24 protein-coding genes are annotated in these 25,175 nt (G+C 36.2%); 20 read left to right on the plus strand and 4 right to left on the minus strand.

Going from position 1 to position 25,175, the window contains the following annotated elements; genetic code table 11:
* Nucleotides 1-62 precede the first annotated feature (62 nt).
* Nucleotides 63-1,013 (plus strand): lipid A deacylase LpxR family protein, encoded by a 951-nt coding sequence (locus R2Q77_RS20360; RefSeq protein ID WP_316805548.1) that lies wholly within the window; start codon nucleotides 63-65, stop codon nucleotides 1,011-1,013.
* A 34-nt stretch (nucleotides 1,014-1,047) separates the two neighbouring features.
* On the opposite strand, the gene R2Q77_RS20365 is transcribed toward R2Q77_RS20360, so the two are convergent.
* Together R2Q77_RS20365 and R2Q77_RS20370 are read right to left on the minus strand one after the other, a co-directional pair.
* A complete protein-coding gene (locus R2Q77_RS20365) occupies nucleotides 1,048-1,458 on the minus strand; it encodes an aminoacyl-tRNA hydrolase (RefSeq protein WP_316805549.1) in 411 nt (136 codons plus the stop codon).
* A gap of 37 nt (nucleotides 1,459-1,495) precedes the next feature.
* Nucleotides 1,496-2,020 carry a ferritin gene (locus R2Q77_RS20370; RefSeq protein WP_316805550.1) on the minus strand — a complete coding sequence of 175 codons (525 nt, stop codon included), beginning with the start codon at nucleotides 2,018-2,020 and terminating at the stop codon, nucleotides 1,496-1,498.
* Nucleotides 2,021-2,145: 125 nt separating this feature from the next.
* On the opposite strand from R2Q77_RS20370, the gene cmk reads away from it, so the two are divergent.
* From cmk to R2Q77_RS20400, 6 genes are all read left to right on the plus strand, one after another.
* Entirely contained in the window at nucleotides 2,146-2,826 is a 681-nt protein-coding gene (gene cmk / locus R2Q77_RS20375; RefSeq protein WP_316805551.1) for a (d)CMP kinase, read from the plus strand.
* A gap of 154 nt (nucleotides 2,827-2,980) precedes the next feature.
* A complete protein-coding gene (locus R2Q77_RS20380; RefSeq protein WP_316805552.1) occupies nucleotides 2,981-3,811 on the plus strand; it encodes a DUF1080 domain-containing protein in 831 nt (276 codons plus the stop codon).
* Nucleotides 3,812-3,862: 51 nt separating this feature from the next.
* Nucleotides 3,863-4,600, plus strand: a complete 738-nt coding sequence (locus tag R2Q77_RS20385; RefSeq protein WP_316805553.1) for a hypothetical protein — start codon at nucleotides 3,863-3,865, stop codon at nucleotides 4,598-4,600.
* A gap of 129 nt (nucleotides 4,601-4,729) precedes the next feature.
* Complete coding sequence (locus tag R2Q77_RS20390; protein WP_316805554.1) at nucleotides 4,730-5,443, plus strand: SH3 domain-containing protein; 714 nt, start codon at nucleotides 4,730-4,732, stop codon at nucleotides 5,441-5,443.
* 331 nt (nucleotides 5,444-5,774) lie between these two features.
* Nucleotides 5,775-7,709: a 30S ribosomal protein S1 gene (gene rpsA, locus R2Q77_RS20395; RefSeq protein ID WP_316805555.1), complete on the plus strand. Its 1,935-nt coding sequence runs from the start codon at nucleotides 5,775-5,777 to the stop codon at nucleotides 7,707-7,709.
* A 240-nt stretch (nucleotides 7,710-7,949) separates the two neighbouring features.
* Nucleotides 7,950-9,554 (plus strand): beta-N-acetylhexosaminidase, encoded by a 1,605-nt coding sequence (locus tag R2Q77_RS20400; RefSeq protein ID WP_316805556.1) that lies wholly within the window; start codon nucleotides 7,950-7,952, stop codon nucleotides 9,552-9,554.
* Nucleotides 9,555-9,572: 18 nt separating this feature from the next.
* Here the strand turns inward: R2Q77_RS20400 and R2Q77_RS20405 are convergent, their stop codons facing one another.
* On the minus strand, nucleotides 9,573-10,496 hold the full coding sequence (locus R2Q77_RS20405) for an AraC family transcriptional regulator (protein WP_316805557.1): 924 nt from the start codon (nucleotides 10,494-10,496) through the stop codon (nucleotides 9,573-9,575).
* Nucleotides 10,497-10,716: 220 nt separating this feature from the next.
* Between R2Q77_RS20405 and R2Q77_RS20410 the strand changes: the two genes are divergently transcribed.
* The 3 genes from R2Q77_RS20410 (at nucleotide 10,717) to R2Q77_RS20420 (ending at nucleotide 12,998) form a co-directional block, all read left to right on the plus strand.
* On the plus strand, nucleotides 10,717-12,222 hold the full coding sequence (locus R2Q77_RS20410; protein WP_316805558.1) for an aldehyde dehydrogenase family protein: 1,506 nt from the start codon (nucleotides 10,717-10,719) through the stop codon (nucleotides 12,220-12,222).
* A 55-nt stretch (nucleotides 12,223-12,277) separates the two neighbouring features.
* Nucleotides 12,278-12,652, plus strand: coding sequence for a DUF779 domain-containing protein (locus R2Q77_RS20415; protein WP_316805559.1), 375 nt, complete (start codon nucleotides 12,278-12,280; stop codon nucleotides 12,650-12,652).
* 136 nt (nucleotides 12,653-12,788) lie between these two features.
* Nucleotides 12,789-12,998, plus strand: coding sequence for a hypothetical protein (locus tag R2Q77_RS20420; protein ID WP_316805560.1), 210 nt, complete (start codon nucleotides 12,789-12,791; stop codon nucleotides 12,996-12,998).
* Here R2Q77_RS20420 and R2Q77_RS20425 read toward each other — a convergent pair.
* The gene (locus tag R2Q77_RS20425; RefSeq protein WP_316805561.1) at nucleotides 12,989-13,390 is read right to left on the minus strand and encodes a thiol-disulfide oxidoreductase DCC family protein; all 402 of its coding nucleotides are present in this window, start codon (nucleotides 13,388-13,390) and stop codon (nucleotides 12,989-12,991) included. The two genes, R2Q77_RS20420 and R2Q77_RS20425, sit on opposite strands and share 10 nt — an antisense overlap.
* A 63-nt stretch (nucleotides 13,391-13,453) precedes the next feature.
* Between R2Q77_RS20425 and map the strand changes: the two genes are divergently transcribed.
* The 10 genes from map (at nucleotide 13,454) to R2Q77_RS20475 (ending at nucleotide 25,164) form a co-directional block, all read left to right on the plus strand.
* Complete coding sequence (map, locus tag R2Q77_RS20430; protein WP_316805562.1) at nucleotides 13,454-14,218, plus strand: type I methionyl aminopeptidase; 765 nt, start codon at nucleotides 13,454-13,456, stop codon at nucleotides 14,216-14,218.
* A gap of 70 nt (nucleotides 14,219-14,288) precedes the next feature.
* Nucleotides 14,289-14,834, plus strand: a complete 546-nt coding sequence (pyrR, locus tag R2Q77_RS20435) for a bifunctional pyr operon transcriptional regulator/uracil phosphoribosyltransferase PyrR (protein WP_316805563.1) — start codon at nucleotides 14,289-14,291, stop codon at nucleotides 14,832-14,834.
* An 8-nt stretch (nucleotides 14,835-14,842) separates the two neighbouring features.
* Complete coding sequence (locus tag R2Q77_RS20440; protein ID WP_109932580.1) at nucleotides 14,843-15,772, plus strand: aspartate carbamoyltransferase catalytic subunit; 930 nt, start codon at nucleotides 14,843-14,845, stop codon at nucleotides 15,770-15,772.
* Between the two features lie 357 nt (nucleotides 15,773-16,129).
* The gene (locus R2Q77_RS20445; RefSeq protein ID WP_316805564.1) at nucleotides 16,130-19,153 is read left to right on the plus strand and encodes a tetratricopeptide repeat protein; all 3,024 of its coding nucleotides are present in this window, start codon (nucleotides 16,130-16,132) and stop codon (nucleotides 19,151-19,153) included.
* Nucleotides 19,154-19,157: 4 nt separating this feature from the next.
* Nucleotides 19,158-20,855, plus strand: coding sequence for a TonB-dependent receptor (locus R2Q77_RS20450; protein ID WP_316805565.1), 1,698 nt, complete (start codon nucleotides 19,158-19,160; stop codon nucleotides 20,853-20,855).
* A gap of 142 nt (nucleotides 20,856-20,997) precedes the next feature.
* Nucleotides 20,998-21,507 (plus strand): GNAT family N-acetyltransferase, encoded by a 510-nt coding sequence (locus R2Q77_RS20455; protein WP_316805566.1) that lies wholly within the window; start codon nucleotides 20,998-21,000, stop codon nucleotides 21,505-21,507.
* Between the two features lie 264 nt (nucleotides 21,508-21,771).
* Complete coding sequence (locus R2Q77_RS20460) at nucleotides 21,772-23,223, plus strand: SPOR domain-containing protein (protein WP_316805567.1); 1,452 nt, start codon at nucleotides 21,772-21,774, stop codon at nucleotides 23,221-23,223.
* On the plus strand, nucleotides 23,223-23,930 hold the full coding sequence (locus R2Q77_RS20465; protein ID WP_316805568.1) for a MotA/TolQ/ExbB proton channel family protein: 708 nt from the start codon (nucleotides 23,223-23,225) through the stop codon (nucleotides 23,928-23,930). Before R2Q77_RS20460 ends, R2Q77_RS20465 begins: the two co-directional genes overlap by 1 nt.
* Nucleotides 23,930-24,331 (plus strand): biopolymer transporter ExbD, encoded by a 402-nt coding sequence (locus R2Q77_RS20470; protein WP_316805569.1) that lies wholly within the window; start codon nucleotides 23,930-23,932, stop codon nucleotides 24,329-24,331. Before R2Q77_RS20465 ends, R2Q77_RS20470 begins: the two co-directional genes overlap by 1 nt.
* Entirely contained in the window at nucleotides 24,331-25,164 is an 834-nt protein-coding gene (locus R2Q77_RS20475; RefSeq protein WP_316805570.1) for an energy transducer TonB, read from the plus strand. The genes R2Q77_RS20470 and R2Q77_RS20475 overlap by 1 nt, the downstream gene beginning before the upstream one ends.
* Nucleotides 25,165-25,175: the final 11 nt, after the last annotated feature.

Below are 25,175 nucleotides of genomic sequence, written 5' to 3' on the forward strand. Positions count from 1 at the left end.
GTCAATAATTTCAGTTACAATAAATACTTTTACAGCCCGGGATCAAACGCCCGGGCTTTTTTATGAAATTAATTTTATCCTTGCTTTGCTTTATTTTTATTTCTTTAAGTGTTACAGCGCAAAGTTTTAAAAACGAATTTGGCTTTAAAACCGAAAACGATGCTTATTTAGCAACCCTAAACGATAGGTATTATACCAATGGCTTATTTATTTATTTCCGCAGGGCAATAAATCCTGAAAAATTTACGGATAAGATCGAAAAGAAAACCTACGAAATTTCTATCGGACAAAAAATGTATACACCCTATTGGGGATCTGTTCCAAATAAGGAAGATCAGGACCGGCCTTTTGCAGGATATTTATATGCTGGTGGTGCATTTTCTATTTTTTATAAAAAGGAAAGTGTTTTAAAATTAAGTGCTGAAATTGGAACTGTCGGCCCTAATTCGCTGGCACGCGATGCGCAAAAATTCCTTCATCAAACTGTTGGGTTTTACACTCCGGCTGGCTGGGACTACCAAATTAAAAACGAGATTGCCCTTAACCTGTCTGGAAACTACAGCAAACTGCTTTACCGCAGCAACAATAACATTATCGATTTTAGTGGACAGGGTTATGCCAACCTGGGAACCACATTTTCGGGTTTAGGTACATCTGTATTGTTTAGGGCCGGAAAACTAAACCAGCTTTTTAACAGTGCCTACCATAATGCTGTAATTGGCGAATCTAAAACGAAAATGCTAAACAAATCTGAGTTTTTCTTTTATTTAAAGCCCCAGTTAAACGTTGTAGCTTATGATGCAACCATACAAGGTAGTTTATTTAACAACAACAGCCCGGTAACTTTTGGTGTTAAACCCATCGTTTTTGAACAGCAATTTGGATTAAATTATAGTTCGAGACGATTTACAGCTGACTTTAACGTAATTTTTAAAACTAAGGAAGTTAAAAGCGTGGCAAAAGCACAAAATTACGGCGGCTTGAGTTTGTATTACAGATTTGGAAAAATATAAAAGAAATTATCTTTCAATAAATGGCCGTAAAAAATCAATCGAAACTTGGTTTTTTACGGCTCTCTTTTTTAAGTGAAGTTACCGATTTTGTTTTTAAGCGCTTTTGAATAATGACCTTCGGAATTTTTGTTGGCTTCCGCTTTTTCTGTACAATTAACGAACGTTTTAATAAATCAAGCAGTTTTGCTACCGTTTTTTCTTTATTCAAAAGCTGGCTTCTGTCTTCCTGAGAAACAATATGCAACAGTCCTTCTGTATCTAAACGGTTTTCAAGCCTTGATTTTAGCAACAACTTTTCTTCATCTGTAAAACAATCAGCTTCCTCCAGGTTAAAAACAAGTTCAACCTTACTCGAAACTTTATTTACATTTTGCCCACCTTTACCTCCACTTCTTGATGTTTTAAAAGCAGCCGACTTTAATATTTCTTCTCTTGTGGGTAACATTCCACAAAAGTATAAATTGCCTTAACAATTAAAAACTTTATTCCTCTTCTTTACTTTCGCTTACCTTGGTTCTTAAACCCACAATATCTTTATCAAGCTGATAAATTCCGCCTCTGTCGTTACCAACAAGCTGTAATTTTTCCAACATCGTTTTAGCCATTTTTTCTTCTTCAAGCTGCTCGTCTAAATACCATTGCAAGAACTTAAAGGTTAAGTAATCTTTTTCATTTAATGACAATTCAACCAAATCGTTGATACTTTTAGAAACCAGCAATTCATTGTCTAAAAAATCCTGAAAAACCTCAACAACCTGGTTGTAATTATTTTTAGGCATATCCAGCGCAGTAATAACGGCGTGTCCATCTCTATCGTTTATATAATGAATTAACTTAAGCATATGATGACGTTCTTCATCGCTTTGCTTGTAAAAAAACTCTGTATAACCTTCAAGCCCTGGCTGTGTTTCTAACCACGAGGCAATACCAAGATACACCTGCGATGAATCTGCTTCTAATTTAACCTGATTATTCAGGGCCACCAACATTCTTTCTGATAGTAACATAATATTAATTTTTAAGTTTAAACAGTCTGTACAGCTTAATGTTTCAGCTAAACCTTGTTTAGAATTCTTCTTTATACACTTAAAAAATTCATCAATACCTTTCTATTTTTTTACCTTTGCAGGCGATGAGAAAAAATGTAGTAGTAGCAATCGATGGCTATTCATCTTGTGGAAAAAGTACTTTGGCTAAGGCACTGGCTAAAAAATTAGGTTTTATTTATGTAGATAGCGGTGCCATGTACAGGGCAGTAACGTTATATTTCATAAGAAACAAAATCAATATTGCCGATGATGCCAGCGTTACTGATGCATTAAAGCACATTGAGTTGAATTTCCATTCGCGCGATTACGAATCTCACATTACATTAAACGGAGAAGAAGTTTCTGATGAAATCAGATTAATGCCGGTTTCAGAAAACGTGAGTGAAGTATCTGCCCATAAAATTGTGCGCCATGAAATGGTAAAACAGCAACAAAGAATGGGGAAATCTAAAAATATTGTGATGGATGGACGCGATATTGGCACAACTGTTTTCCCTGATGCTTCGGTTAAATTTTTCATGACGGCTGATCCAAAAATCAGGGCGGAACGCAGGTTTAAAGAGCTTGAGAGCAAAGGCAATAATAAAACAACTTTAGAAGAGGTTTTTGAAAACCTGGCTCATCGTGACTATGCTGACACAACCAGAAAAGAAAGCCCTTTGGTAAGAGCCGACGACGCTACAATTTTAGACAATACCGAACTTACCCAAGAAGAGCAGCTGGCTTTCGCTTTAGATAGAGTTGAACCTTTATTGGCTCAATAACCCGAAGTTTATCGTCATTTCTGAGCCTTAATTTTCAGGAGGTAAAACAGTTTTATTAGAAATTGTATGAGGCATTGCAGCTGGTTCTTAGCCAAATTAGTATTTTTTGGGACAAAAAAAATTCATATTTTTAGCATCTAACCTAAATGTACCTATGAAAATAAGATCGATATGCCTCCTTGCATTATTTTTATCTATTGCACACCTAAACGCCAGTGCTCAAAAAGGCTGGATTAACCTTTTTAATGGAAAGGATTTAAAAGACTGGAATATTAAAATCTCTAAACATAATTATAACGAAAACTATGCGAATACTTTTCGGGTAGAAAATGGCTTATTAAAAGTAAGTTATGATGGTTATCAGGATTTTGACAAACAATACGGGCATATCTTTTATAAAAAACCTTTTTCTTATTATTTATTAAGGGTTACCTACCGTTTTATTGGCGAACAGGCTAAAGGTGGCGAAGGCTGGGCTTTAAGAAATAGTGGCGCAATGCTCCACTGCCAGGCTCCAGAAACCATGCTTAAAGATCAGGATTTTCCAATATCCGTTGAAGGGCAAATTTTAGGTGGCGACGGTGAACATGAACGCCATACCAGCAATGTATGTACACCTGGCACACAGATTGTTTATGAAGGTAAATTATTTACCCCACATTGCCTTGATTCCAAATCTAAAACCTACGCCGGCGATCAGTGGGTTACAGCAGAATTTTTGGTTCTTGGCGATTCAGTAATTAAACACATCATTAACCATGAAGTAGTGCTGGAATATACCAAACCGCAAATTGGTGGTGGAAACGTTGCCAATTTTGACCCGAAAGTAAAAGTTGATGGCAAAGCATTAACCGGCGGCTATATTTCTTTGCAAAGCGAGAGCCATCCTATTGAATTTAAAACGGTGCAACTATATAATTTAGAACCCTTTGCAAAAGATAAAGTGAAATTAAATGGGGTGTTGGATAAAATTTTAAAAGAATAAAAGATTAATTTTCTTTTCATTATGAAATAAGCCAAATTTAGCATTCAGTTTATGAAAAAGTTAATTTCGATTATACCAATATTTCTTATATCTGCCAAAATATTTGCTTGTTCTTGTGCACCTTATCAAACAACACAACATTTTTTATCAGCTGATTTTGTTGCAACTGCAGAAATTAAGACAACCTATACAAACGATGTTGGTCATGAATATTACCGAACCGATATTATTATTAAAAATCTCTATAAGGGAAACTCTATAAATTCAATTAATGTAGATGGTTTTAATAAAGTGAAAGATAAATGGAGTTCTTGCGATATCATCCTTGTCCCTGGCAGCAAATGGTTAATATTTGGTTATAAAGATAGAAATGGGTACATATCATCTGGATTTTGCAGTATGCGAAGAGCCGATGATTATTACTTTAAAAACCAAAAGATACCATTTATTCTGCAAACATTAAAAGAAAACTCAAATCAGTTAGCTGAAAAATACCCACGCTCTTCTCCTCGCCTCTCGTACGAGAATTATAAAACATTCGGCAGCGAAAAAATTGGTGACTATACACTTGTTTCAGTAAAATTAGATCCTAACCTAAACGTTGTTAATGTTCATTTCTTCACTAATGATAACGATACTGCAAAAAAAAGAATTGAAGCTGAAATAAAAAAATACCCTTTTAAGGAATATGTAAAGAAAAACAATATCAACGCAAAAAATGGTTTTTACTACATCTATGAACTTAACCCATATAGCAATATTGTTGAACCGGATTTAAAGCGCTATTAATCTTCCTTCATTTCGTATATACGAAGCTAAATCATTTCTTTTTTTAATCTTCTTTAGCCTTATAGAAAGTATTTCATACTTTTGAGGCATTTGGTACACGCTCGCTTGCTACTTTAATTACCTATGATTATGAAAAGAATATTCCTGTTTATTGCTTTAATTACTTTATCTATAAATTTAAGTGCACAAGATTTGTACCGTGTAACGGCAGATAAATTAAGGGTAAGGGAAACAAACGATCCAAAAAGCAAAATCATAGGTTTTATTCCGGAGAATGAAAATGTTGCGGTTCTCGATTCTACAAATGCAACCTACTTTAAGGTTAAGTTAACCAATGGTGAAGGCTGGGTAAGCAAAGAATTTTTAACAAGAATTAGTCCGGTTCATACTAAGCCTGTAGTAAAACCGGTACCGGTTGAAGCGCCTAAAGTTGCTGCTGATCATTCTAATCTGATCTTTTTTGCTGTTGTAGCCCTGATCTTGTTTGTTATATTATTTTTTATATTTAAGTATTTAAGACAAAACCGAATTCTAATTGCTTTTGCTACATTGGTTGTATTGGTAACCGGCTATTTCTGCTACATTACTTTTATAAAAGAAAAAGTGGTTACCGGTTCTTACACCAGCAGCGGAGATGCGCAGTACCAAAGTTTCGATTTCAAAACGAAAGATTCTGTTGTAGTTAAGGATATCTATGTTGATTCGTTATTTACGGCACATTATGTAATTGAAGGCGATATGATTAAATTGCAACAGGATCAAAATACCATCCTATTGTTAATCAGGGATGAAAATACTTTAATTGGTGAAGGTTTTACAAAAGGAACATTTGTTAAGCACTAAATTTAGCTGAGTTTGTTGCCCTAACCTTGTTTTATAAACCTGATAGAGCTAAATAGCCCACATTCCGGTTTTACGTCGGAGCGACTATAAGCGATAGCAGGACTGGCGTTCTAAAAGTATTACTAAACATTCATTTTCAAATAATTACAAAAAGCAATCCAGCGCAAACTTGGTTTTTAGGGCTTATATTTTGAAATAAATTCATAATAATGAACTAAGCTTTCTTAATGCGCTAAAAATCAGCAACATTTATTAAAAAAATCTTTTCTATTAATTAAAAAATTTTTACCTTTGCAGTCCCTAAATAGGGAAAAAAGGAGATAATTAATTAATGGCTAAAAAACAAGTAGCAGAAAAAGAACTAGCAGCTAAGACAGCTGAACTTCAGGATGCAGGCGGACGCTTGACTGAAAAAGAAACTATTGAATCAGAAGCTGATTCAGTATCGATCGAATCGATCAAATCATCATTAGCAACACCAACAGAAGATTTTGATTGGGATGCAGATGAAAAAGTTTTCGGTAATTACAATGATGCAGACCGTAAAAAGTTTGAAGATATGTATGCTGGAACCTTCAATCAGATCACTAAAGGTGAAATTATCAGTGGTATTGTTGTTTCAATTAACAACAAAGACGTAGTATTAAACGTAGGTTTCAAATCTGACGGTTTAGTTTCTACTTCAGAATTCCGTGATACACCGGATCTTAAAATTGGCGATTCAGTTGACGTTTTCGTTGAAGCACCAGAAGATGCTAACGGTCAGCTAATCCTTTCTCGTAAAAGAGCTAAAACTCAAAGATCATGGGAAGCTATTAACGAGGCACTTGAAAATGATAGAATCATCAATGGTTTTGTAAAAAGCCGTACTAAAGGTGGTTTAATTGTTGATATCATGGGCGTTGAGGCTTTCTTACCAGGATCTCAAATTGATATTAAACCTATCCGTGACTACGATATTTACGTTGGTAAAACAATGGAATTCAAAGTTGTTAAGATTAACCATGAGTTTAAAAACGTTGTTGTTTCTCATAAAGTGTTAATTGAAGACGATTTAGAATCACAAAAAGTAGAAATCGTTTCTAAATTAGAAAAAGGACAGGTACTCGAAGGTACTGTTAAAAACATTACTGATTTCGGTGTATTCATCGATTTAGGTGGTGTTGATGGTTTACTTCACATTACTGATATTTCTTGGGGCCGCATAGAGCATCCAAAAGAAGTATTATCATTAGATGAAAAAATCAACGTTGTTGTTTTAGATTTCGATGATGAGAAAAAACGTATTGCATTAGGCTTAAAACAATTGACTCCACACCCTTGGGAGAACTTAAGTGCTGACATTCAGGTTGGTTCTAAAGTAAAAGGAAAAATCGTAACTGTTGCAGATTACGGTGCTTTCTTGGAAATCATCCCAGGTGTTGAAGGTTTAATCCACGTATCTGAAATGAGCTGGTCACAAAACTTAAGAAATCCTCAGGAATTCTTAAAAGTTGGTGATGAGATCGAAGCTGAAGTTTTAACTTTAGACAGAGACGAACGCAAAATGAGCTTAGGTATTAAACAATTATCTAACGATCCTTGGCAAGAAGTTGCTGCTAAATTCCCAGTAGGAAGCAAACACAAAGCTGTTGTTAAAAACATGACTAACTTTGGTGTTTTCGTGGAAATTGAAGAAGGTATCGATGGTTTAATCCACATTTCTGACTTATCATGGTCTAAAAAAGTAAACCACCCTAACGAATTCACTAAAGTTGGTGATGTGTTAGACGTAGTTGTTTTAGAATTAGACGTTGATAACCGTAAATTAAGCTTAGGTCACAAACAATTAGAAGAAAACCCTTGGGATACTTTCGAAACGATCTTCACTTTAGATTCGGTTCACCAGGGAACAGTTGTTAAAGTAACTGATAAAGGTGCTGTTATTGCTTTACCATATGGTGTAGAAGGTTTCGTACCAACTAAACACATGGTTAAAGAAGATGGTACTTCAGTTAAAGCTGAAGAAACTAACGACTTCAAAATCATCGAGTTTAACAAAGAAGCTAAACGCATCGTTGTTTCTCACGCTCGTATTTGGGAAGAAGTTAAAGCTGAAGCTGTAGCAGAAGAAAGAGCAACTAAGAAAAAAGAAGCTAAAGCTGCTGTAACTGCTGTTAAAAAAGTTAAAGATTCTGTAGAGAAATCTACTTTAGGAGACTTAGACGTATTGGCTCAATTGAAATCGCAATTAGAAGGCGAAGAAAGCAAAGCTAAAAAAGGATAATTCTTTTTAACTAAATAAAAAAAATCCCGGTAACGAAAGTTATCGGGATTTTTTGTTTCTAAATTTTTTCGTCATTGCGAGGAGGAACGACGAAGCAATCTTAATGCGAACGCTGATAAGACATTAAACCCGCCCACCGCGGTAAGATTGCTTCGTTCCTCGCAATGACGTTAACGTAAGAATCTGATTAAATAAAGCTTTTTCTGTACTTTTGAACAGCTTAACCTACCCCATTCTGTTATGAAGAAGTTTATCTTTTTGTTTTTACTATCGGCTATAGGCTTTAAACTTTCGGCCCAGGAAGTGAATATAATCCCGCAGCCGGTAACAGTTAAATTAAATCAGCAGGATTTGCCGTTCCAATTAAATATTACAACGAGTCTTTATACAGATTTTGGTGGAACCTCATGCATTAGTTTTCTTGATGATTATCTGGCTAAATACTATAATTTAAAGCTAAAATGGTTCAAAAATCCAGATATCAAGCGTAAAAATATGATCAATGTGATTATAGATAAAACGCAGGCAAAAGCAAATCAATATACCTTAACGGTCAACCAAAATGCAGTTACAATAACGGCAAACTCAGATACAGCTGCGTTTTACGGTATCCAAACGCTTATTCAGTTATTACCTGTTTCAAAAACAATACAATTAATTATTCCTGCGGTAGAAATTACCGATTATCCCCGCTTCGATTACCGTGGAATGCACCTTGATGTAAGCCGCCATTTTTTTGACATTGCTTTTGTAAAGCAATACATCGATTACCTGGCGCTTCATAAAATGAATTACTTTCACTGGCATTTAACCGATGACCATGGATGGAGAATAGAAATTAAGAAATACCCAAGGTTAACCGAGGTTGGTGCATGGCGCAACGGAAGTATTATTGGTTTATATCCGGGAACAGGCAATGACGGAATTAGATATGGTGGATTTTATACTCAGGATGAAATTAAAGAAGTTATTAAATATGCTGCTGACAGATATATTACCATTATTCCAGAAATTGAAATGCCCGCGCACAACATGGCCGTTTTAGCTGCCTATCCAGAACTGGGTACCGAACCCGGAAAAAAATATGACGTAGCGCAAACCTGGGGTATATTTAATAAGTTTAATAATGTACTGCAGCCAACAGAAAAAACCTTTACCTTTCTGGAAGATGTTTTAACTGAGGTAATGAACTTATTCCCTGCGCCATACATACATATTGGCGGAGATGAAGCTGCAAAAATGTGGTGGAAACAATCTCCCGTTTCCCAGCAAATTATAAAAGCCAACAACTTAAAAGATGAAAGTGGCCTGCAGAGTTATTTCATCAGAAGAATGGAAAAATATGTAAACAGCAAGGGAAAAACCATTATAGGCTGGAATGAGATTTTACAAGGCGGCCTTGCCCCTAATGCAATTGTTATGAGCTGGCAAGGAGAAAAAGGAGGAATTGAGGCTGCAAAACAGAAACACAAAGCCATTATGACGCCAGAGTTAAAGTTATATTTTAACCATGCGCAATTTGTTAAAGAAGATAGTTTAACAGCCAATAAATTATCACCACTGATTGATGTTTACAACTATGAACCTATCCCTGCTGAATTAACTGAAGCGCAAGCCCAGTACATTTGGGGCGGCCAAGGCTGTTTGTGGAGTGAATACATTACTAATCCTGCGAAAGTGCAGTATATGCTTTTCCCCCGACTGGACGCCCTGAGTGAGATTTTATGGAGCCCGAAAAGTAAAAGAAATTACCCTGATTTTAGAAAAAGGTTAAATACGCAATTTAAACGTTACGATTTAATGGGTATTACTTATAGCAAAAGATACCTGACTGATTCGTTTTAATTTAAATTTGCTTTAGCCTTAATGCACCAAATGATTAAGTAATTGTGTTTGATAAGAACCAGGTGTAATGCCAACCAGTTTTTTAAACGCACGGATAAAATAATTTGAATCACTAAAACCAAGCTCATAACTAATGGCGCTGATTTTAGCACCAGGCTTAGCTAAAAGTTGTTTTGCGCGGCTCATTTTCTCCGCTAAAATATAATCATTCGGGCTAATGCCTAATTCTCTTTTAAATAAACGGTAAAATGTTGCCTTGCTCATGCAGGCTTTATCGCTCAGGCTATTAATGCTGATTTTTTCATTTAAATTGGCTTTGATATAACCAATTACATAAGCCAGCGGGTTATGATTATTGCTTTCGGCCTGGGTACTCATTAAATTCTGAGTCTGCATAATCCTAACCAGCAATTCTTTTAAAGTTAAATCTGCCAATACATCTTTTTCAGTTGATTTTTCTGAACAAATCCTGATCACCTTATTAATCAGGTAAGCGATTTCTTCATTATTATAAAAATGATATTCGTCGTAGTTTAAAGTCCAAAGTTCACCAGAGGTACTTTTAGGAAAATATTCATTCAGGTACCTGATGGTTTGTTTAATCTGATCGTTATCAATTGCCAGCGCAATACATTGCGTAGGGTTAGCATCGGAAGCTTCAGGGAAATCGATTTTCATCATTTGAGCTGGCGGAACAATAACCGTTTCACCGGGCAGGTAATCAAATTCTTTTTTATCAAAAAGATGCATCACCTTTTTACCCCGCAACATACTCGTAATTACAAAATCGTTAAAAGTTAAGGGCACTTTGTAAGATTGCGTATAGGTTTCAAAAACATTGAGCTCGCAACGCTCAAGCGTATAAGCGGTTCTGTTTTCAATAAGGGTTTGTAATCTTGATTCGTGACTCAGATTAACCAGATCTAATTTATGGTGCATCATACATTTAAAATTGGTTAGATAAAAAAGGACTTATTCAAATATAACTTTATTTCATTACTGTTACGTGCCTTGAAACAATAATGCTATCAATTGCTACAATTTTACTACACAACAGTTTTATAAGCAAGTAGGTTTGTATTAACCAAATCATATTTCGAAAAAGTAATACAGGCACATATCTATGTTTTGTATCGCTTTCTAAATTAAAAATATAATAATTATGGAAAATCTAATTGAAAAACCATCCTTTAAACCACACTATGATAATTACATTGGCGGAAAATTTGTGCCTCCGGTAAAAGGCGTATACTTCGATAACATTTCGCCGATTGACGGGAAGGTATTTACAAAAGCAGCACATTCTACCAAAGAAGATTTAGAATTAGCTGTTAATGCTGCGCACGAAGCTTTTAAAACCTGGAGTAAAACGTCTTCAACCGAAAGAAGCATTATCCTGAATAAGATTGCGCAACGCATGGAAGATAATTTAGAATACTTAGCCACGGTAGAAACCATTGATAATGGAAAAGCGGTGAGGGAAACCCTTGCAGCTGACTTGCCTTTAGGTGTAGACCATTTCAGGTATTTTGCAGGCGTAATCCGTGCAGAAGAAGGTTCACTTTCAGAACTCGATCAAAATACGGTTTCTTTAATTGTACACGAACCCATAGGCGTTGTTGCACAAATTATCCCATGGAATTTCCCTTTGTTAATGGGCATCTGGAAACTGGCTCCAGCCCTTGCAGCCGGAAATTGTGTGGTTTTAAAACCTGCAGAAAGTACTCCGGTTTCCATTATGATACTCATGGAATTAATCGGCGATTTGCTTCCTCCCGGTGTAATAAATGTAGTTAATGGTTTTGGGGCCGAACTTGGCCGGGCTTTGGTTACCAATCCAAAAATATCGAAAGCTGCGTTTACAGGTTCTACCCCAACCGGCAGATTAGTTATGCAATATGCAACTGAAAATATTATTCCGGTTACCTTAGAATTAGGTGGAAAATCGCCAAATATCTTTTTCAGTTCTGTAATGGATGCAGACGATGCCTTTTTAGACAAAGCTGTAGAAGGTGCGGTAATGTTTGCCCTAAATCAAGGCGAAATCTGTACCTGTCCATCAAGGCTTTTAGTACAGGAAGATATTTATGATAAATTTATTGCCAAAGTAATTGAAAGAACAGAAGCCATTAAAATTGGCAGCCCTTTAGATAGAACAGTGATGATGGGTGCGCAGGCTTCTAAAATCCAGTATGAGAAAATAGCCGCATACATTAAACTCGGTAAAGAAGAAGGTGCCGAGGTTTTAACCGGTGGTGATGTAAACACACTTAAAGGCGATTTGGAAACCGGCTATTACATTAAACCTACCATTTTTAAAGGTCACAATAAAATGAGAATTTTCCAGGAAGAAATTTTTGGTCCGGTGTTGGCCGTTACTACTTTTAAAACGGTTGAAGAAGCCATTGAAATTGCCAACGATACCTTATATGGTTTAGGCGCTGGAGTATGGACACGCGATGCACACGAATTGTATCAGGTACCAAGGGCAATTCAGGCTGGCCGTGTTTGGGTAAATCAATACCATTCTTACCCTGCCGGTGCTCCATTTGGTGGATACAAACAATCTGGCGTAGGACGTGAAAATCATAAAATGATGCTGGGTCATTACCGTCAAACCAAAAACATGTTAATTTCATACGATAAAAATAAATTGGGATTCTTTTAGTAAACATTAATTCAGGGTACACGTTAATAGGATGTACCCTTTTAATTCCGAAACGATGATCAGTAGAATAAACAGCACCGATAGCGCAAAAGAACTTATTGCCTTGCTCAAAGAAAAACATGGCGAACTGATGTTTTACCAGGCCGGTGGTTGCTGTGAAGGAACCCAACCGCAATGTTTCGAGAAAGGAGGCTACTACCTGAGAATGCGCGATGTTTGCATTGGAGAAGTTGAAGGATGCGAATTTTGGGTAGACCGAGATCTTTACGAATACTGGAAGTTTTCGCATTTTACGCTTGATGTATTGGATGGTTTTGGCGTAGGTGGTTTTTCGCTGGAAACCCCTTTACAAAAAACGTTCAAAATTCATTATAAGCTTTTTACAGAAGAGGAATTAAAAAATCTTGAACCCGTTAAAATTGCAGAGTAATTTATTTTTTAAGGTTAATCAGGTCAGTTTGGAATAATCCAGCTGACCTTTTTATTTGGCATCTTTGTGCGGTAAAAATATAAACCCTGTTTATAAACTTTTAAAAATAAATGCAATCTTTGCATAAAATTAAACCATGAGGAAAGTATTTGCAGTAATCTGCACCATTATTACAATTTTTGCACTAAAAGAAACAGTATACGTTTTTACTTCTACTGAGCCAGATATGGTTAAGCAAAAAGCCATTATGATTGTAATTGCACTAAGCATCTGTATTCCTTTAATTATTTTATCACTTTGGCTTTGGAAACCGCGCAATAAAAACCAAGAAGAAAATCAAGGGTAAAATTTGCTTTTCAGTGCCAGCGTAGGTACCCAGCAACTCTCCTGTCGGCCCCACCACTTATATCGGTTACGTGCAATGATGTCGTAAAACCAGTCTCTTAAAAATTTGGGTACAATTATAAACCCATAAAGCAAAGGCCATAAACCATTTAACCGTTTAGCAACTCTTAATGCAGCCGATGACTTTGTATACAGCTTATCATCCTCTACAAGTATAATGGAATTAATTTTTGTCAGATCGATATTAAAAGCGGGCAAGGTAGCTTTTGCATAATCTCCTTGCAGGGCCGTAAATTTAAACTGATTTTTTTTGTCATGTTTAATTGCAAACTGCACTGAAGCATTGCAAAGATTGCAAACTCCATCGAAAAAGATTACCGGATTCTGAGACATCACACCTATAAAGTTAGCTAATTTATTAGCGATAATCTCTATCTTCGCATTAAATTAAAAGTTATGTCAATCACTACAGAAGAAGAATTAATCGGCATGCAACAGGTAAGCAAAGCTGTTGCTTATACCCTGAAAGAAATGCGCAATTTCGCAAAACCGGGCATGTCTACTAAACAACTTGATGATTTTGGTGGTGAAATCCTGAAAGATTTCGGAGCAAAATCTGCACCGCGCTTAACTTACAATTTTCCAGGCTGGACTTGTATCAGCATCAATAATGAGATTGCACATGGTATTCCAACTGATAAGAAAATCTTAAAAGAAGGCGACCTGGTTAACGTCGATGTATCTGCTGAATTGAACGGATTTTGGTCAGACAATGGTGGTTCATTTGTGCTGGGTGAAGATCTACACCACCACAACATATTGGTTAACGCTTCTAAGGAGATTTTAAAAAAAGCCATAAATAACATTAAAGGTGGTGTTCGCATTGCTGAAATTGGAAGATTAATAGAAACTGAAGCGAGAAAATCAGGTTTTCGTGTAATTAAAAATTTAACTGGCCATGGTGTTGGCAGAAGTTTACATGAAGCGCCTCACGACATTGCCAATTATTACGACAGATACAATCACGACAGGTTCAGAAAAAATACAACGGTAGCCGTTGAAACGTTTATCTCTACAGCATCGAGCATTGCTGAAACTGAGAACGATGGCTGGACACTAACGGGAAATAAAGGTGGTTATGTTGCGCAGCACGAACATACAATTATGGTTACAGGCGATAAACCTATTATCCTGACCTCTGCAAACGATATTTGGGCTTAATGATTATCTAATTTCAAATTCGGCTTTCCAAGCTTAAAACATTTTTCTATATTTGCCCAATCCTTCTTCAATGCAAAAGAAAACACTTCTTGACGGACAAAAAATACAGATTACAATTAAGAGGCTTTGCCATCAGTTAATTGAAAACCACGACGATTTTGCGAATACCGTTTTAATTGGCATCCAGCCAAGGGGAATCTTTTTAGCAGACCGCATTCAAACTGAACTTCAAAACATTTTAAAAAATAAGAAAATACTTAAGGGCAACCTTGATATTACTTTTTTCAGAGATGATTTTCGGAGAAAAGATGGTTTGGTTACGGCCAGCAGTAATTCTATTGATTTTATCATTGAAGGCAAAAAAGTGATCCTGATTGACGATGTACTCTGGACTGGAAGAACCATTAGAGCGGCACTTGATGCTTTATTGGCTTACGGCAGACCAGAGAAAGTTGAATTGTTGGTTTTAATTGACCGCAGGTTTAGCAGACATTTACCTATCGAGCCGGATTACATTGGGCATCAGGTAGATAGCTTAAATTCTCAGCAAGTAAAAGTAAGTTGGGCAAACGAAGAAGGTGAAGACAAGGTTTTATTATTATCAGATAAGCAATAGCAGAAAAAATGGCAGCAGACAAACTATCAACCCGACATCTTTTAGGCATTAAAGATATTAACCGGAATGATATAGAATTGATTTTCGAAACTGCAGATAATTTTAAAGAAGTGATTAACAGGCCTATTAAAAAAGTGCCTTCACTTCGTGATATTACAATTGCCAATATTTTCTTTGAAAACTCTACACGCACCAAACTCTCTTTTGAACTTGCGGAGAAAAGGCTTTCAGCCGATGTAGTCAATTTCGCAGCATCATCCTCTTCAGTAAGTAAGGGCGAAACCCTGATTGATACCGTAAACAACATTTTATCTATGAAAGTAGATATGGTGGTGATGCGTCATCCTTATGCCGGTGCCGGACAGTTTTTAAGCAAACACGTAAAAGCACAAATTGTAAATGCAGGCGATGGTGCACACGAGCATCCCACACAAGCTTTATTAGATGCCTTTTCTATCCGCCAGAAACTTGGCGATGTTGCCGGGAAAAAAGTGGTTATCGTGGGCGATATCCTGCATTCGAGGGTTGCCATTTCCAATATCCTTTGCTTGCAACGTTTAGGTGCCGAAGTAATGGTATGCGGTCCTACTACATTAATCCCGAAACACATCCATCAACTTGGAGTAAAGGTTGAGCACAACTTAATTAAAGCACTGAACTGGTGTGATGTAGCAAATATGCTTCGCATCCAATTGGAGCGTCAGGACATTAAATATTTCCCATCTCTCAGGGAATATGCAATGATGTACGGCCTAAATAAACAAATTCTGGATAACCTCGATAAGGAAATTATCGTTATGCATCCTGGCCCGATAAACAGGGGTGTAGAGATTACCAGTGATGTAGCCGACAGCAAGCAATCCATCATATTAGAACAGGTAGAAAATGGTGTAGCGGTTAGAATGGCAGTGCTTTATTTATTGGCAAGCCAGGGCTAAATTTGAAATTGAGTATTTTAAGTCTACCGTCGTAAGTTTAAACTGTAAATTCAAACCGTTAACCTGGGTTCGATGATTAATTTAGAAAAATTACCTTTCTATACCACTAAATGTATCGGCATGCTGAATTTATTTCAGCATCTTTTTTTAGCAGGAAATACCCTGAAATAAATTCAGGGGGACGGATCAAATAATTAGCCAATTAGACCATTTACTTAATAGTTTCACACATTCTCATTTTCATCATACCAATTCCAAAATCCCTTCGTTAAAGTTGTGTTATTAACAGATGTTAATTACTTATGTTGATAAACTTTGATACTATTTATAATTTAGTACCAACCATATTTGAAACCGATGCAAAAAAAATATTTACTAATTCCGCTACTTTTAGCAGGAAGTTTTAGCAGTTATGCGCAAATAAGCGCTGTGCAAAACCTCAATAAAAACTATCAATCCGGGTTAGAATTATTAGACAAAGAAAAGTACACTGCAGCTGCCCAACAATTTAAATTAGTTGAACTGCAACGTTTTAAACCTTCAACACAATCAGAGAGCAATGCTGAATTGTCGTTATTAAAAGAAAATGCAAAATTTTATGCTGCCGTATGTGCTTTAGAGTTAACCAACAGTGATGCGGAGAGTTTATTTCAGTCTTTTATCCGCGATTATCCTTTAAATCCGAACACTAAACTGGCTTATTTTTATGTTGGAAAAACTTATTTCAACCAAAAAAACTATAAAAAGGCTTTAGAATGGTTCGAAAAAACAGATCCTTCTACCCTTTCGGGCAAGCAACGCTTAGAATACCAGTTTAAACAGGGTTATACTTATTTCGAATTGAAAGATTACGATAAGGCTGAGCCATTATTTGAAAAAGTTAAAAAAGAAAGCGGCGATTTTCAGGAAAGTGCTACTTACTATTTCGCTTATATCAATTACCTGAATAAGGAATATAAAACGGCTTTGGCAAACTTCGAAAAGTTAAAAGGTTCGCCAACTTACGAAGCCAGTTACCCGTATTACATCACTTCAATGTATTATCTGGATGAGCGTTACGATGACGTAATTAGCTATGCCATCCCAGCGATGCAAAAAACCAAACAACAATTCGAACCTGAAATGTTGAGTTTGGTTGCGGCGTCTTATTTCGCAAAATCCGAATTTAAAAATGCTGAGAAATATTTCACAGAGTTTTACGCTAAAGACCAAAGCGAGACCAAAAATAATTTATTTATTTACCAGTATGGCTACTCTTTATTTCAGAATAAGAAATACAAAGAATCTGTAGCGGTTTTAGAAAAATTAAACTCAGATGATGTTTACCTTCAAAATGGTATGTACACCTTGGGTAAGGCTTTTATCCAGCTGGCCAATAAACAAAAGGCACAAAGTGCTTTTTTCAGGGCTTCGCGTTTAGATTTTGATAAAGCCATCCAGGAAGATGCCTGGTTAAATTATGCAAAATTAAGCTATGAGTTAGAATTTCATCAGCAGGCTTTGGATGCCACACAAAATTTCTTAAAGCAATTCCCTAATTCGAAAAAGCTTAACGAAGCCAAAACCCTACTGGGTGAGGTTTTATTAACGACAAAAAACTATCAGGCTGCCGTAGATATTCTAGAGCCTATTCCAAATAAAACTTTAGAAGCAAGGGAAGCTTTTCAAAAAGTAACTTATTTCCGTGGTCTTGAATTTTATAACGAAAGGGCATTTCCAAATGCTTTATCTATGTTTCTGCGTTCGGAGAAATTTCCTGAAGATAATGAAATCAGTGCTTTAAGCATGTACTGGAAAGCAGAATCGATGTACGAATTACGTAAGTATGGAGAAGCGGTTTCAACTTTCGAAAAGTTTTTAAAAATGCCTGATGCAGATAAAACGGGTGTTTATAATTTCGCCAACTATGCTTTGGCTTATGCCGCTTTTGAAGACGAAAAGTACAGCAAGGCTGCAAATTATTTTGAAAAATTCTTAGCCGGAAACGATAAAGACCAAAAAACAATTGATGATGCAACCATCCGTTTAGCCGATTCTTATTTTGTAAACAAGAACTATGGCGATGCAATGGCAAATTACAATAAAATCATCAGTCGCAAAACCACTGCTGAAGATTATGCCCTTTTCCAAAAAGGAATGATCCAGGGGCTGCAAAATCAATACGACACTAAAATTGCAACTATGCAAAGTTTATTGAAACAGTTCCCTAACTCTAACTATGCTGATGATGCAGGTTTTGAAACGGCTTATACTTATTTTAATAAAGGCGATTTCGATAAATCTAAATCAGATTTGGTTGAGTTGGTGGCTAAATACCCACGGAGCAGTTACGTTCCAAAAGCATTGGTTACCATTGGCCTTGTTCAGTATAACCAGGACCAGGATGATGCTGCTTTAACTTCTTTCAAAAAAGTAATCCAGGATTATCCAAGTGCTGATGAAGCTAAACAAGCTTTAGAATCCATTAAGAATATTTATGTTGACCGTGGTGATGCCAACGGGTTTATTGCCTATGCAGGCACTACCCCACTGGGTAATTATTCAAATGCAGAACAAGATAATATTGTATTCAGTGCAGCCAATAATTTATACTTAAAAGGCGATGCAAGTGGTGCCTTATTAGCCATAAATGCTTATTTCGATAAATTTCCAAAATCTATCCACGAGAAGGAAGCTAAATTTATCCGTGCAGAATCTTTGGTAAAATTAAAACGTCCTGATGAAGCAATTCCGGATTATGAATTTATTTTAAATGACTGGACAAGTGATTATACTGAACGTTCTTTATTGAGCATTTCTCAGGTGTTTTTAGATCAGAAAAAATATAATGAAGCTATTGTTTATTTAAAAAGATTAGAAACCACAACCGATTATAAATCGCATTATGGTTATGCCATCAACAATTTGTTAAAAGCATATACAGCTTTAAACCTGCCTGATGATATGCTTAAATATGCGGCTTTAACCAAAGAATCAGAAAAGGCTTCGCAAGAAGAGAAAAACAGTTCGGATTTATTTTCTGGTAAAGCTTATTTATTAAAAGGTGATACTACAAGCGCGGTAACCGCCTTTAAAAATGTTGTTGCCAGCACTAAAACTATTGCAGCTGCAGAAGCTAAATATAACCTGGCATTACTCCAATACACCAAAGGAGATTTCAAAACCTCATCAAAAACTTGTTTCGATTTGATTAACAACATGCCTTCTTATGATTATTGGGTTGCCAAATCATTTATCCTGTTATCTGATAACTATGTGGCTTTAAAAGATAATTTACAGGCAAAAAGTACGCTTCTTAGCATTATTGATAATTACGATGGCAAGGATGACATTATCCCTACGGCCAAACAGAAACTTGAAAAACTTAACCAGAAGAAGTAGAATTATGAAGTCGATTAAATATATATATTGTTCACTGTTTTTTTTAGCTGCCGGAATGATGACCGTTCAGGCTCAGGAGAAAAAAACAGAGGAAAAATCAATAGTAAACGAAGAAATTGAAGTTGTTCGTCCTTATAAACCCATTTTGGCAGAAGCTGTAAAACTAAGAAGAAGCCCGGATTTAAACGATGTCAAAATCTATAAAGCTAAGCTTAACTACAGCATTACCGACAGGAAACTGGAATTAAACAGCGATATTAAAAAATTGCAGGCACAACAACTTGCTGATGAAAAACAAACCGAATTAATAAACAATTACATTAAGGGAGGCTTTGGTAATTTAGGAACTTTATTGGGCGAGGTTTACATTAACATGGGTAAAGATGAAGGTTTGCAGGTTGGTGGTTATTTTAAACACTTCAGCCAGGAAGGCAAGCTAAATAAACAAAATAGCAACAGCCAGCAATTAAGCATATTTGGACGCAGTATTTTAGACCAGAACACCGTAAGCGGACGTGTTAATTTTGAACGTAATGGCTTGTATTTTTATGGCATTGACGATACCCGGCCTACGCTTAACCCTAATCCTGAAAGACAAGCCTTAACCCTGTTTGAAGCAGAAGGAGAATTGGTTAAAAACTATACCGAGGATGAAGATGCATTAAGTTACGCCCTTAAAGCCAATGGCTATGTTTGGAGTGATAAATACAGTGCAAAAGAAAATTACATTACTTTAAATGGATATTTAAATAAGCGCATCAGTTCTTTAAATCTTGGCCTTGCGGCAGCAGCTGAATTTGGGAATACCAAAGATGCTTTAACCAGTGTAGGCAACAATTTACTTCGCTTAAATCCTTACATCCGTTTACAGGTTAAAGGCGCTAAAATTACTGCAGGTGTTAATTTTGTACAGGAGTTTGGTGCATCCAGCAGTTCAAGAATCTTTCCTGCCATAACTGCTGACTTTACTTTAATCCCTGATTATTTACAGGTATTTGGAGAGGTTAAAGGCGATGTAACCAGAAATTCATTAAAAAGTTTAACTGATGAAAACCCATGGTTAAATAGCAATATCCTGATTAAAAACACCGTAGAAAAGTTAAGCATTAGCGCAGGTATTAAAGGTACAGGCGGCCCGGGCTTTGGCTATAAAGCACGTTTCTATATTAAACAAATAGATGATATGCCACTGTTTGTAAATAACTTTACCGATTTTAATAAATTTGATGTAATCTACGATTTCGGAAAAACCAAAGTAACCGGTTTAGAAGGTGAAATTTCTGTACAGGTAAGCAATGCATTAAAATGGACGGGTAAGTTAAATGTAGATGACTATAAGCCTGCTGCAGAAACTTACAGCTGGTTTAAACCAGGCTTAAAAGTAAGTTCGAACTTTAATTACACTTATAATAAAAAATTAAGTTTTAATGCTGCCGTTGTAATCCAGGATGATGTGAAAGCCAAAATTTATACTGCTAATCCGGTACCAGCTGCACAATATATTGTGCCTAACCCTTCAATAGAATCTATTGTAAATGTTAAAGGTTATGTTGATTTAGGATTAGGAGCAGAATACCGCATCAATAATAAATTCTCTGTTTTTGCAAAAGCCAATAATCTTTTAAACAAAAACTACAGCAGATACCTTTATTATCAGGTAAATGGCATTAATGTTTTCGGAGGCCTTAGCTACTCGTTTTAATATTATCGCGAAAACAGTGTACGAAACAATCTTTCCAATACAAAAAGGCCAATCTTCTACCTAAAAGATTGGCCTTTTTATATCCTTTGTGCCTTTGTTTAAAAATCCATTTCATATTAAATTTGCTTTTTAAATCATATTTATGTCCATTACCAAAGCTACGTCATCAGATATATCAGAAATAAACAAACTTGTTAACAGCGCCTATCGTGGCGATGAATCAAAAAAAGGCTGGACAACAGAAGCTGATCTTATTGATGGAATCAGGATAGATGAAGAAATGTTAACTGAATATTTGAACAACGATAACATTACCATACTCAAATACACAAACGATACGAACCAGATTATAGGCTGTGTTTACCTCGAGCTTAAAACGCCGAAGTTATACCTGGGCATGTTTAGCGTAGTGCCAACTTTGCAGGGCAATGGCGTTGGAAGGGCATTAATAGAAGCAGCCGAAGGGGTTGCAAAACAGTTAAATTGCCATACCATTACCATGACGGTGATTAGAACCCGTAAAGAACTTATTAGCTGGTACGAGCGCCGTGGTTATTCTTTTACCGGCGAAATTCAACCATTAAATACACAGGGCCGTTTTGGAGAACCAAAGCAAGCTATAGAACTTATGGTAATGGAAAAAGTAATATAATTTGAGCCACATTTCAGCACAAAATAAAACCTTAAAGGCAACCGTTAATCTATTCTAATCATTTACAGTAATTTGCTTAGAACAATACCATTTTTATCTTTGTATCTGCTATATTTGAAATTGCATAAAAATGGAGTAAATTAATCCTTTAAACAGTTTCATTGTTGAAAATAAACAGCCTCATTTTAAAAACAATAGTATAAAGTAGCGTTTTATATAGTCTAAACGCATAGTTATAAATTTAAAACGCTTAATTTTACCCGAATGGATATCTTATCATACCTTTTAGAGCTCTTGCAACAAAGCAAAGAAGTTGGTATTACCGGCTTGGGTACTTTTTATAAAAAGAAATTTCCAGGCAGGTACGATAAAGAAAAACAATCTTTTTTACCACCCGCTTACGCCCTTCAATTTACAAAAGAGCTTAAAGAAGAAAATGCGCTGGCTACATTTATTTCTTCCAAAAGGAATATCTCAGTTGAAAGCGCACAATACTACATTGATCAGTTTGTAGTAGAAACCAATGAAAAACTTGAATTGGCGCATGAAGCAAATTTTGAAAACCTGGGTCGTTTATTTTATACCGAACATGAAGGGCTAACTTTTGAGGCAGAGAAAAACATTAATTACGGATCAGAATTTTTCGGGCTTCCATCTTTAGCCGAAGCAGATACCAAAATACAAAAGACAGCCGATTTACCTATTTCTTCTTTAACAGAAGATGATGTTTATGAAGAAATAGCCGAGGCCCCTGCTGCAAATGAAAACCATAACCCAACGGAAATTGTTCCGCAAATAGAGAATGTAGAATTGGATGAAGTAAACGATGATTTAAAAAACACGTTAAAACATTCAGAAAAATCTGCAGAAAACGAAATAGAAGTTCCCGAATCAATTAAGGAGCAACACGAAGAACATCCCGATCGTTTTGGACATAAGCCTGAATCAGAAGAAGATCACCTGCAAGCAACAAGCCCTGAACCTATTGAAGAGCATGTAGAAGAAATACCGGTTTCTGAAGTTGAAGTACCTAAAACCTATATCAATTTACATGAAGAACTTCCTAAAGAGGAAATTGTCCATGAGGCGCCCGCCTTTATAAAGGAACAACATGCTGAACATCCTAATCGTTTCGGCCATGACCCTATAAACCCTGAATATGCAAAGCAGCGCATGGCTACATGGCTAAAGGTATTAATTGCAGTTATTATCCTGATTATTATTGTCGGAGTAACGTATTATATTAAACCTGATTTATTTGGGCAATCTAAAACAGTAGAAACTCAACCAGCTGCAACGATTGACACCAACAAAGTGGTTATTGACAGTGCCAAATTTAAACGGGATTCTATTGCTAAAACAGACAGTATTTTAAAAGCTAACCAGGTAAACGCAGCAAAAACGGTAAAAACAGATACCACAAAAAAAGCCAAAACACCAGTATCTGCTGTTGCCCCTATACCAAATGCAGGTCCGGTTACGTTTGAAGTTATTGGAACCTCTGTAAAAACAACAAAAAGAGCCGAACAATTTGTTCAGTCGATGAAAAAACATGGAATAGCGGCTAAAATAATAACCGGAATGCCAGGCAAGTTAATTAAAGTGAGTTTAGGTTCATTTAAAACAGAAGCAGAGGCAAAAGCACAAAAACAAATTTTAGCAGAAAAAACAAACATTATAGGACTTTACATACAACAGATAAACAACACACAATAATGATTACACTATTAACCATTCAGGATACTTCAAAAGCATTACAAGACACATTAAATGCGGCTAATTCTAATTTAAGCCAGCCAGCTCCCGAACTTCATTTTATTGATTTGCTTTTTAAAGGCGGCTGGGTAATGATCCCGCTGGCTTTTTTAGCCTTTTTAGCGTTAATTATTTTTGTTGAACGTTACTTAACCATTCGAAAATCAACTAAAGACGAATCTAACCTGATGGTCCAAATCAGACAGTACATTCAATCTGGTAATTTGGATGGTGCCACGGCGCTTTTAAGGAACAACAATTCTCCGCTTTCGCGCATGTTGCAAAAAGGACTAAAACGTATTGGTCGCCCGATTAAAGATATTGAAGGTGCTATTGAGAACGTAGGTAAACTAGAGGTTTCTAAATTAGAGAAGAACATTAGTATATTAGGTATTGTTGCCGGTATTGCACCTATGCTTGGTTTCGTAGGTACAATTGTGGGGGTAATTACCATTTTCCACCAGGTATCTATTAAAGGTGCTATTGAAATTGGCACCATTTCGGGAGGTCTCTATACAAAAATGATTACCTCGGCTACCGGATTAATTATTGGTATCATCGCTTATGTTTTATACCACATTTTAAACATTATGGTCGAAAAAATCATTCTTAAAATGGAAACCGATGCAATTGACTTTATTGACTTATTAGAAGAACCAGGTAAATAATGAATTTAAGAAAAAGAACAAAAGGAAGTGTAGAAGTACATACATCGGCATTAAACGATATTATGTTCTTCCTGATGCTGTTTTTCCTGTTGGCTTCTGCAGTCGTAAATCCTACCGTGGTAAAGTTATTATTGCCTCAATCATCAAGTGGACAACAATCTACAGCCAAAAAAGCAGTTACCGTAACGATAGACGAAAATTTGAAATATTTTGTAGATAAAAAACCGGTTAGCATTGCAGAATTGCAGCCAACGTTAGAAGCCTATCAAAAATCGGCACCAGATATGACCATTCTTTTATATGTATCGCGTAATGTGACCTATCAGGATGGATTTGTGGTAAACGATATTGCCAATAAATTAAAGTTGAAACTTGTTGTAGCCGTTGAGCCTAAAAAATAATGAACTACAAAGCACAAAACATATCCAGCGAAGAAAATAATTATCCCAAAGCCATTGCTATAGCCAGTGGAATTATGGGGTTTTTATTGTTGATTAGCTTTTTTATTGTGATTGGTTCTTTCCAGCCACCTGAAGAATTGGGTATGGGTGGTATGGTTGTAAATTATGGAACTTCTGCTGAGGGTATGGGCGATGATTATACCAGTATAGAAGAACCTTCTGCAGATCCGAATGCAAATAATAAGGTACCCGATAAGGTTGTACCCGAAGAAAAGGTAACGCCAAAAACTTCTGTAGAATCAAGCGATAAGGACATACAGACGCAAAATACAGAAGATGCCATTGCGGTAAATACCAAGCCTACTAAAGTAAAAACAACAACCCCAACCACTGCAACAGAAGAGAAACCTTCTAAACCGGCTATTAACCAGAATGCCCTGTATAAAGGTAAAAAAAGCACTGGCCAGGGTGGTGGTGATGGAACAGGAAATACACCTGGTAACCAGGGCTCGGTTAACGGAGATCCTTTAGCCAATAATTATGGCGAAGGTGGTTCCGGATTTGGAAATAAACCTATTGCTTTACGCCAGTTTTCTAATTTGGTGATTCCGCAGGATGACGGGCAGAAGACCGGAAAAATTGCCATCAGAATCTATTTCAACAAAGCAGGAGATATTACCAGGGCAAATCAGGAATTAAGAGGTTCTACCATTACAGATACTGAATTGGTTAATAAATGTATCCAGGCTGTATTAAAATCTTCATTAAGTAAATCTGATGTTGGTGGCGACAACCAAACTGGGGTTGTAGTATTTAACTTTAAAGTGAAGTAATAAGCATTTAA

The sequence above is a fragment of the Pedobacter nototheniae genome (assembly GCF_032678625.1).
GTDB classification, from domain to species: Bacteria; Bacteroidota; Bacteroidia; order Sphingobacteriales; family Sphingobacteriaceae; genus Pedobacter; species Pedobacter nototheniae_A.

Bases quoted from the DNA above. Each gene is read 5' to 3' on its own strand.
- R2Q77_RS20360 (WP_316805548.1), top strand. From the start codon at position 63: ATGAAATTAATTTTATCCTTGCTTTGCTTTATTTTTATTTCTTTAAGT.
- R2Q77_RS20365 (WP_316805549.1), bottom strand. From the start codon at position 1,458: ATGTTACCCACAAGAGAAGAAATATTAAAGTCGGCTGCTTTTAAAACA.
- R2Q77_RS20370 (WP_316805550.1), bottom strand. From the start codon at position 2,020: ATGTTACTATCAGAAAGAATGTTGGTGGCCCTGAATAATCAGGTTAAA.
- cmk (WP_316805551.1), top strand. From the start codon at position 2,146: ATGAGAAAAAATGTAGTAGTAGCAATCGATGGCTATTCATCTTGTGGA.
- R2Q77_RS20380 (WP_316805552.1), top strand. From the start codon at position 2,981: ATGAAAATAAGATCGATATGCCTCCTTGCATTATTTTTATCTATTGCA.
- R2Q77_RS20385 (WP_316805553.1), top strand. From the start codon at position 3,863: ATGAAAAAGTTAATTTCGATTATACCAATATTTCTTATATCTGCCAAA.
- R2Q77_RS20390 (WP_316805554.1), top strand. From the start codon at position 4,730: ATGAAAAGAATATTCCTGTTTATTGCTTTAATTACTTTATCTATAAAT.
- rpsA (WP_316805555.1), top strand. From the start codon at position 5,775: ATGGCTAAAAAACAAGTAGCAGAAAAAGAACTAGCAGCTAAGACAGCT.
- R2Q77_RS20400 (WP_316805556.1), top strand. From the start codon at position 7,950: ATGAAGAAGTTTATCTTTTTGTTTTTACTATCGGCTATAGGCTTTAAA.
- R2Q77_RS20405 (WP_316805557.1), bottom strand. From the start codon at position 10,496: ATGATGCACCATAAATTAGATCTGGTTAATCTGAGTCACGAATCAAGA.
- R2Q77_RS20410 (WP_316805558.1), top strand. From the start codon at position 10,717: ATGGAAAATCTAATTGAAAAACCATCCTTTAAACCACACTATGATAAT.
- R2Q77_RS20415 (WP_316805559.1), top strand. From the start codon at position 12,278: ATGATCAGTAGAATAAACAGCACCGATAGCGCAAAAGAACTTATTGCC.
- R2Q77_RS20420 (WP_316805560.1), top strand. From the start codon at position 12,789: ATGAGGAAAGTATTTGCAGTAATCTGCACCATTATTACAATTTTTGCA.
- R2Q77_RS20425 (WP_316805561.1), bottom strand. From the start codon at position 13,390: ATGTCTCAGAATCCGGTAATCTTTTTCGATGGAGTTTGCAATCTTTGC.
- map (WP_316805562.1), top strand. From the start codon at position 13,454: ATGTCAATCACTACAGAAGAAGAATTAATCGGCATGCAACAGGTAAGC.
- pyrR (WP_316805563.1), top strand. From the start codon at position 14,289: ATGCAAAAGAAAACACTTCTTGACGGACAAAAAATACAGATTACAATT.
- R2Q77_RS20440 (WP_109932580.1), top strand. From the start codon at position 14,843: ATGGCAGCAGACAAACTATCAACCCGACATCTTTTAGGCATTAAAGAT.
- R2Q77_RS20445 (WP_316805564.1), top strand. From the start codon at position 16,130: ATGCAAAAAAAATATTTACTAATTCCGCTACTTTTAGCAGGAAGTTTT.
- R2Q77_RS20450 (WP_316805565.1), top strand. From the start codon at position 19,158: ATGAAGTCGATTAAATATATATATTGTTCACTGTTTTTTTTAGCTGCC.
- R2Q77_RS20455 (WP_316805566.1), top strand. From the start codon at position 20,998: ATGTCCATTACCAAAGCTACGTCATCAGATATATCAGAAATAAACAAA.
- R2Q77_RS20460 (WP_316805567.1), top strand. From the start codon at position 21,772: ATGGATATCTTATCATACCTTTTAGAGCTCTTGCAACAAAGCAAAGAA.
- R2Q77_RS20465 (WP_316805568.1), top strand. From the start codon at position 23,223: ATGATTACACTATTAACCATTCAGGATACTTCAAAAGCATTACAAGAC.
- R2Q77_RS20470 (WP_316805569.1), top strand. From the start codon at position 23,930: ATGAATTTAAGAAAAAGAACAAAAGGAAGTGTAGAAGTACATACATCG.
- R2Q77_RS20475 (WP_316805570.1), top strand. From the start codon at position 24,331: ATGAACTACAAAGCACAAAACATATCCAGCGAAGAAAATAATTATCCC.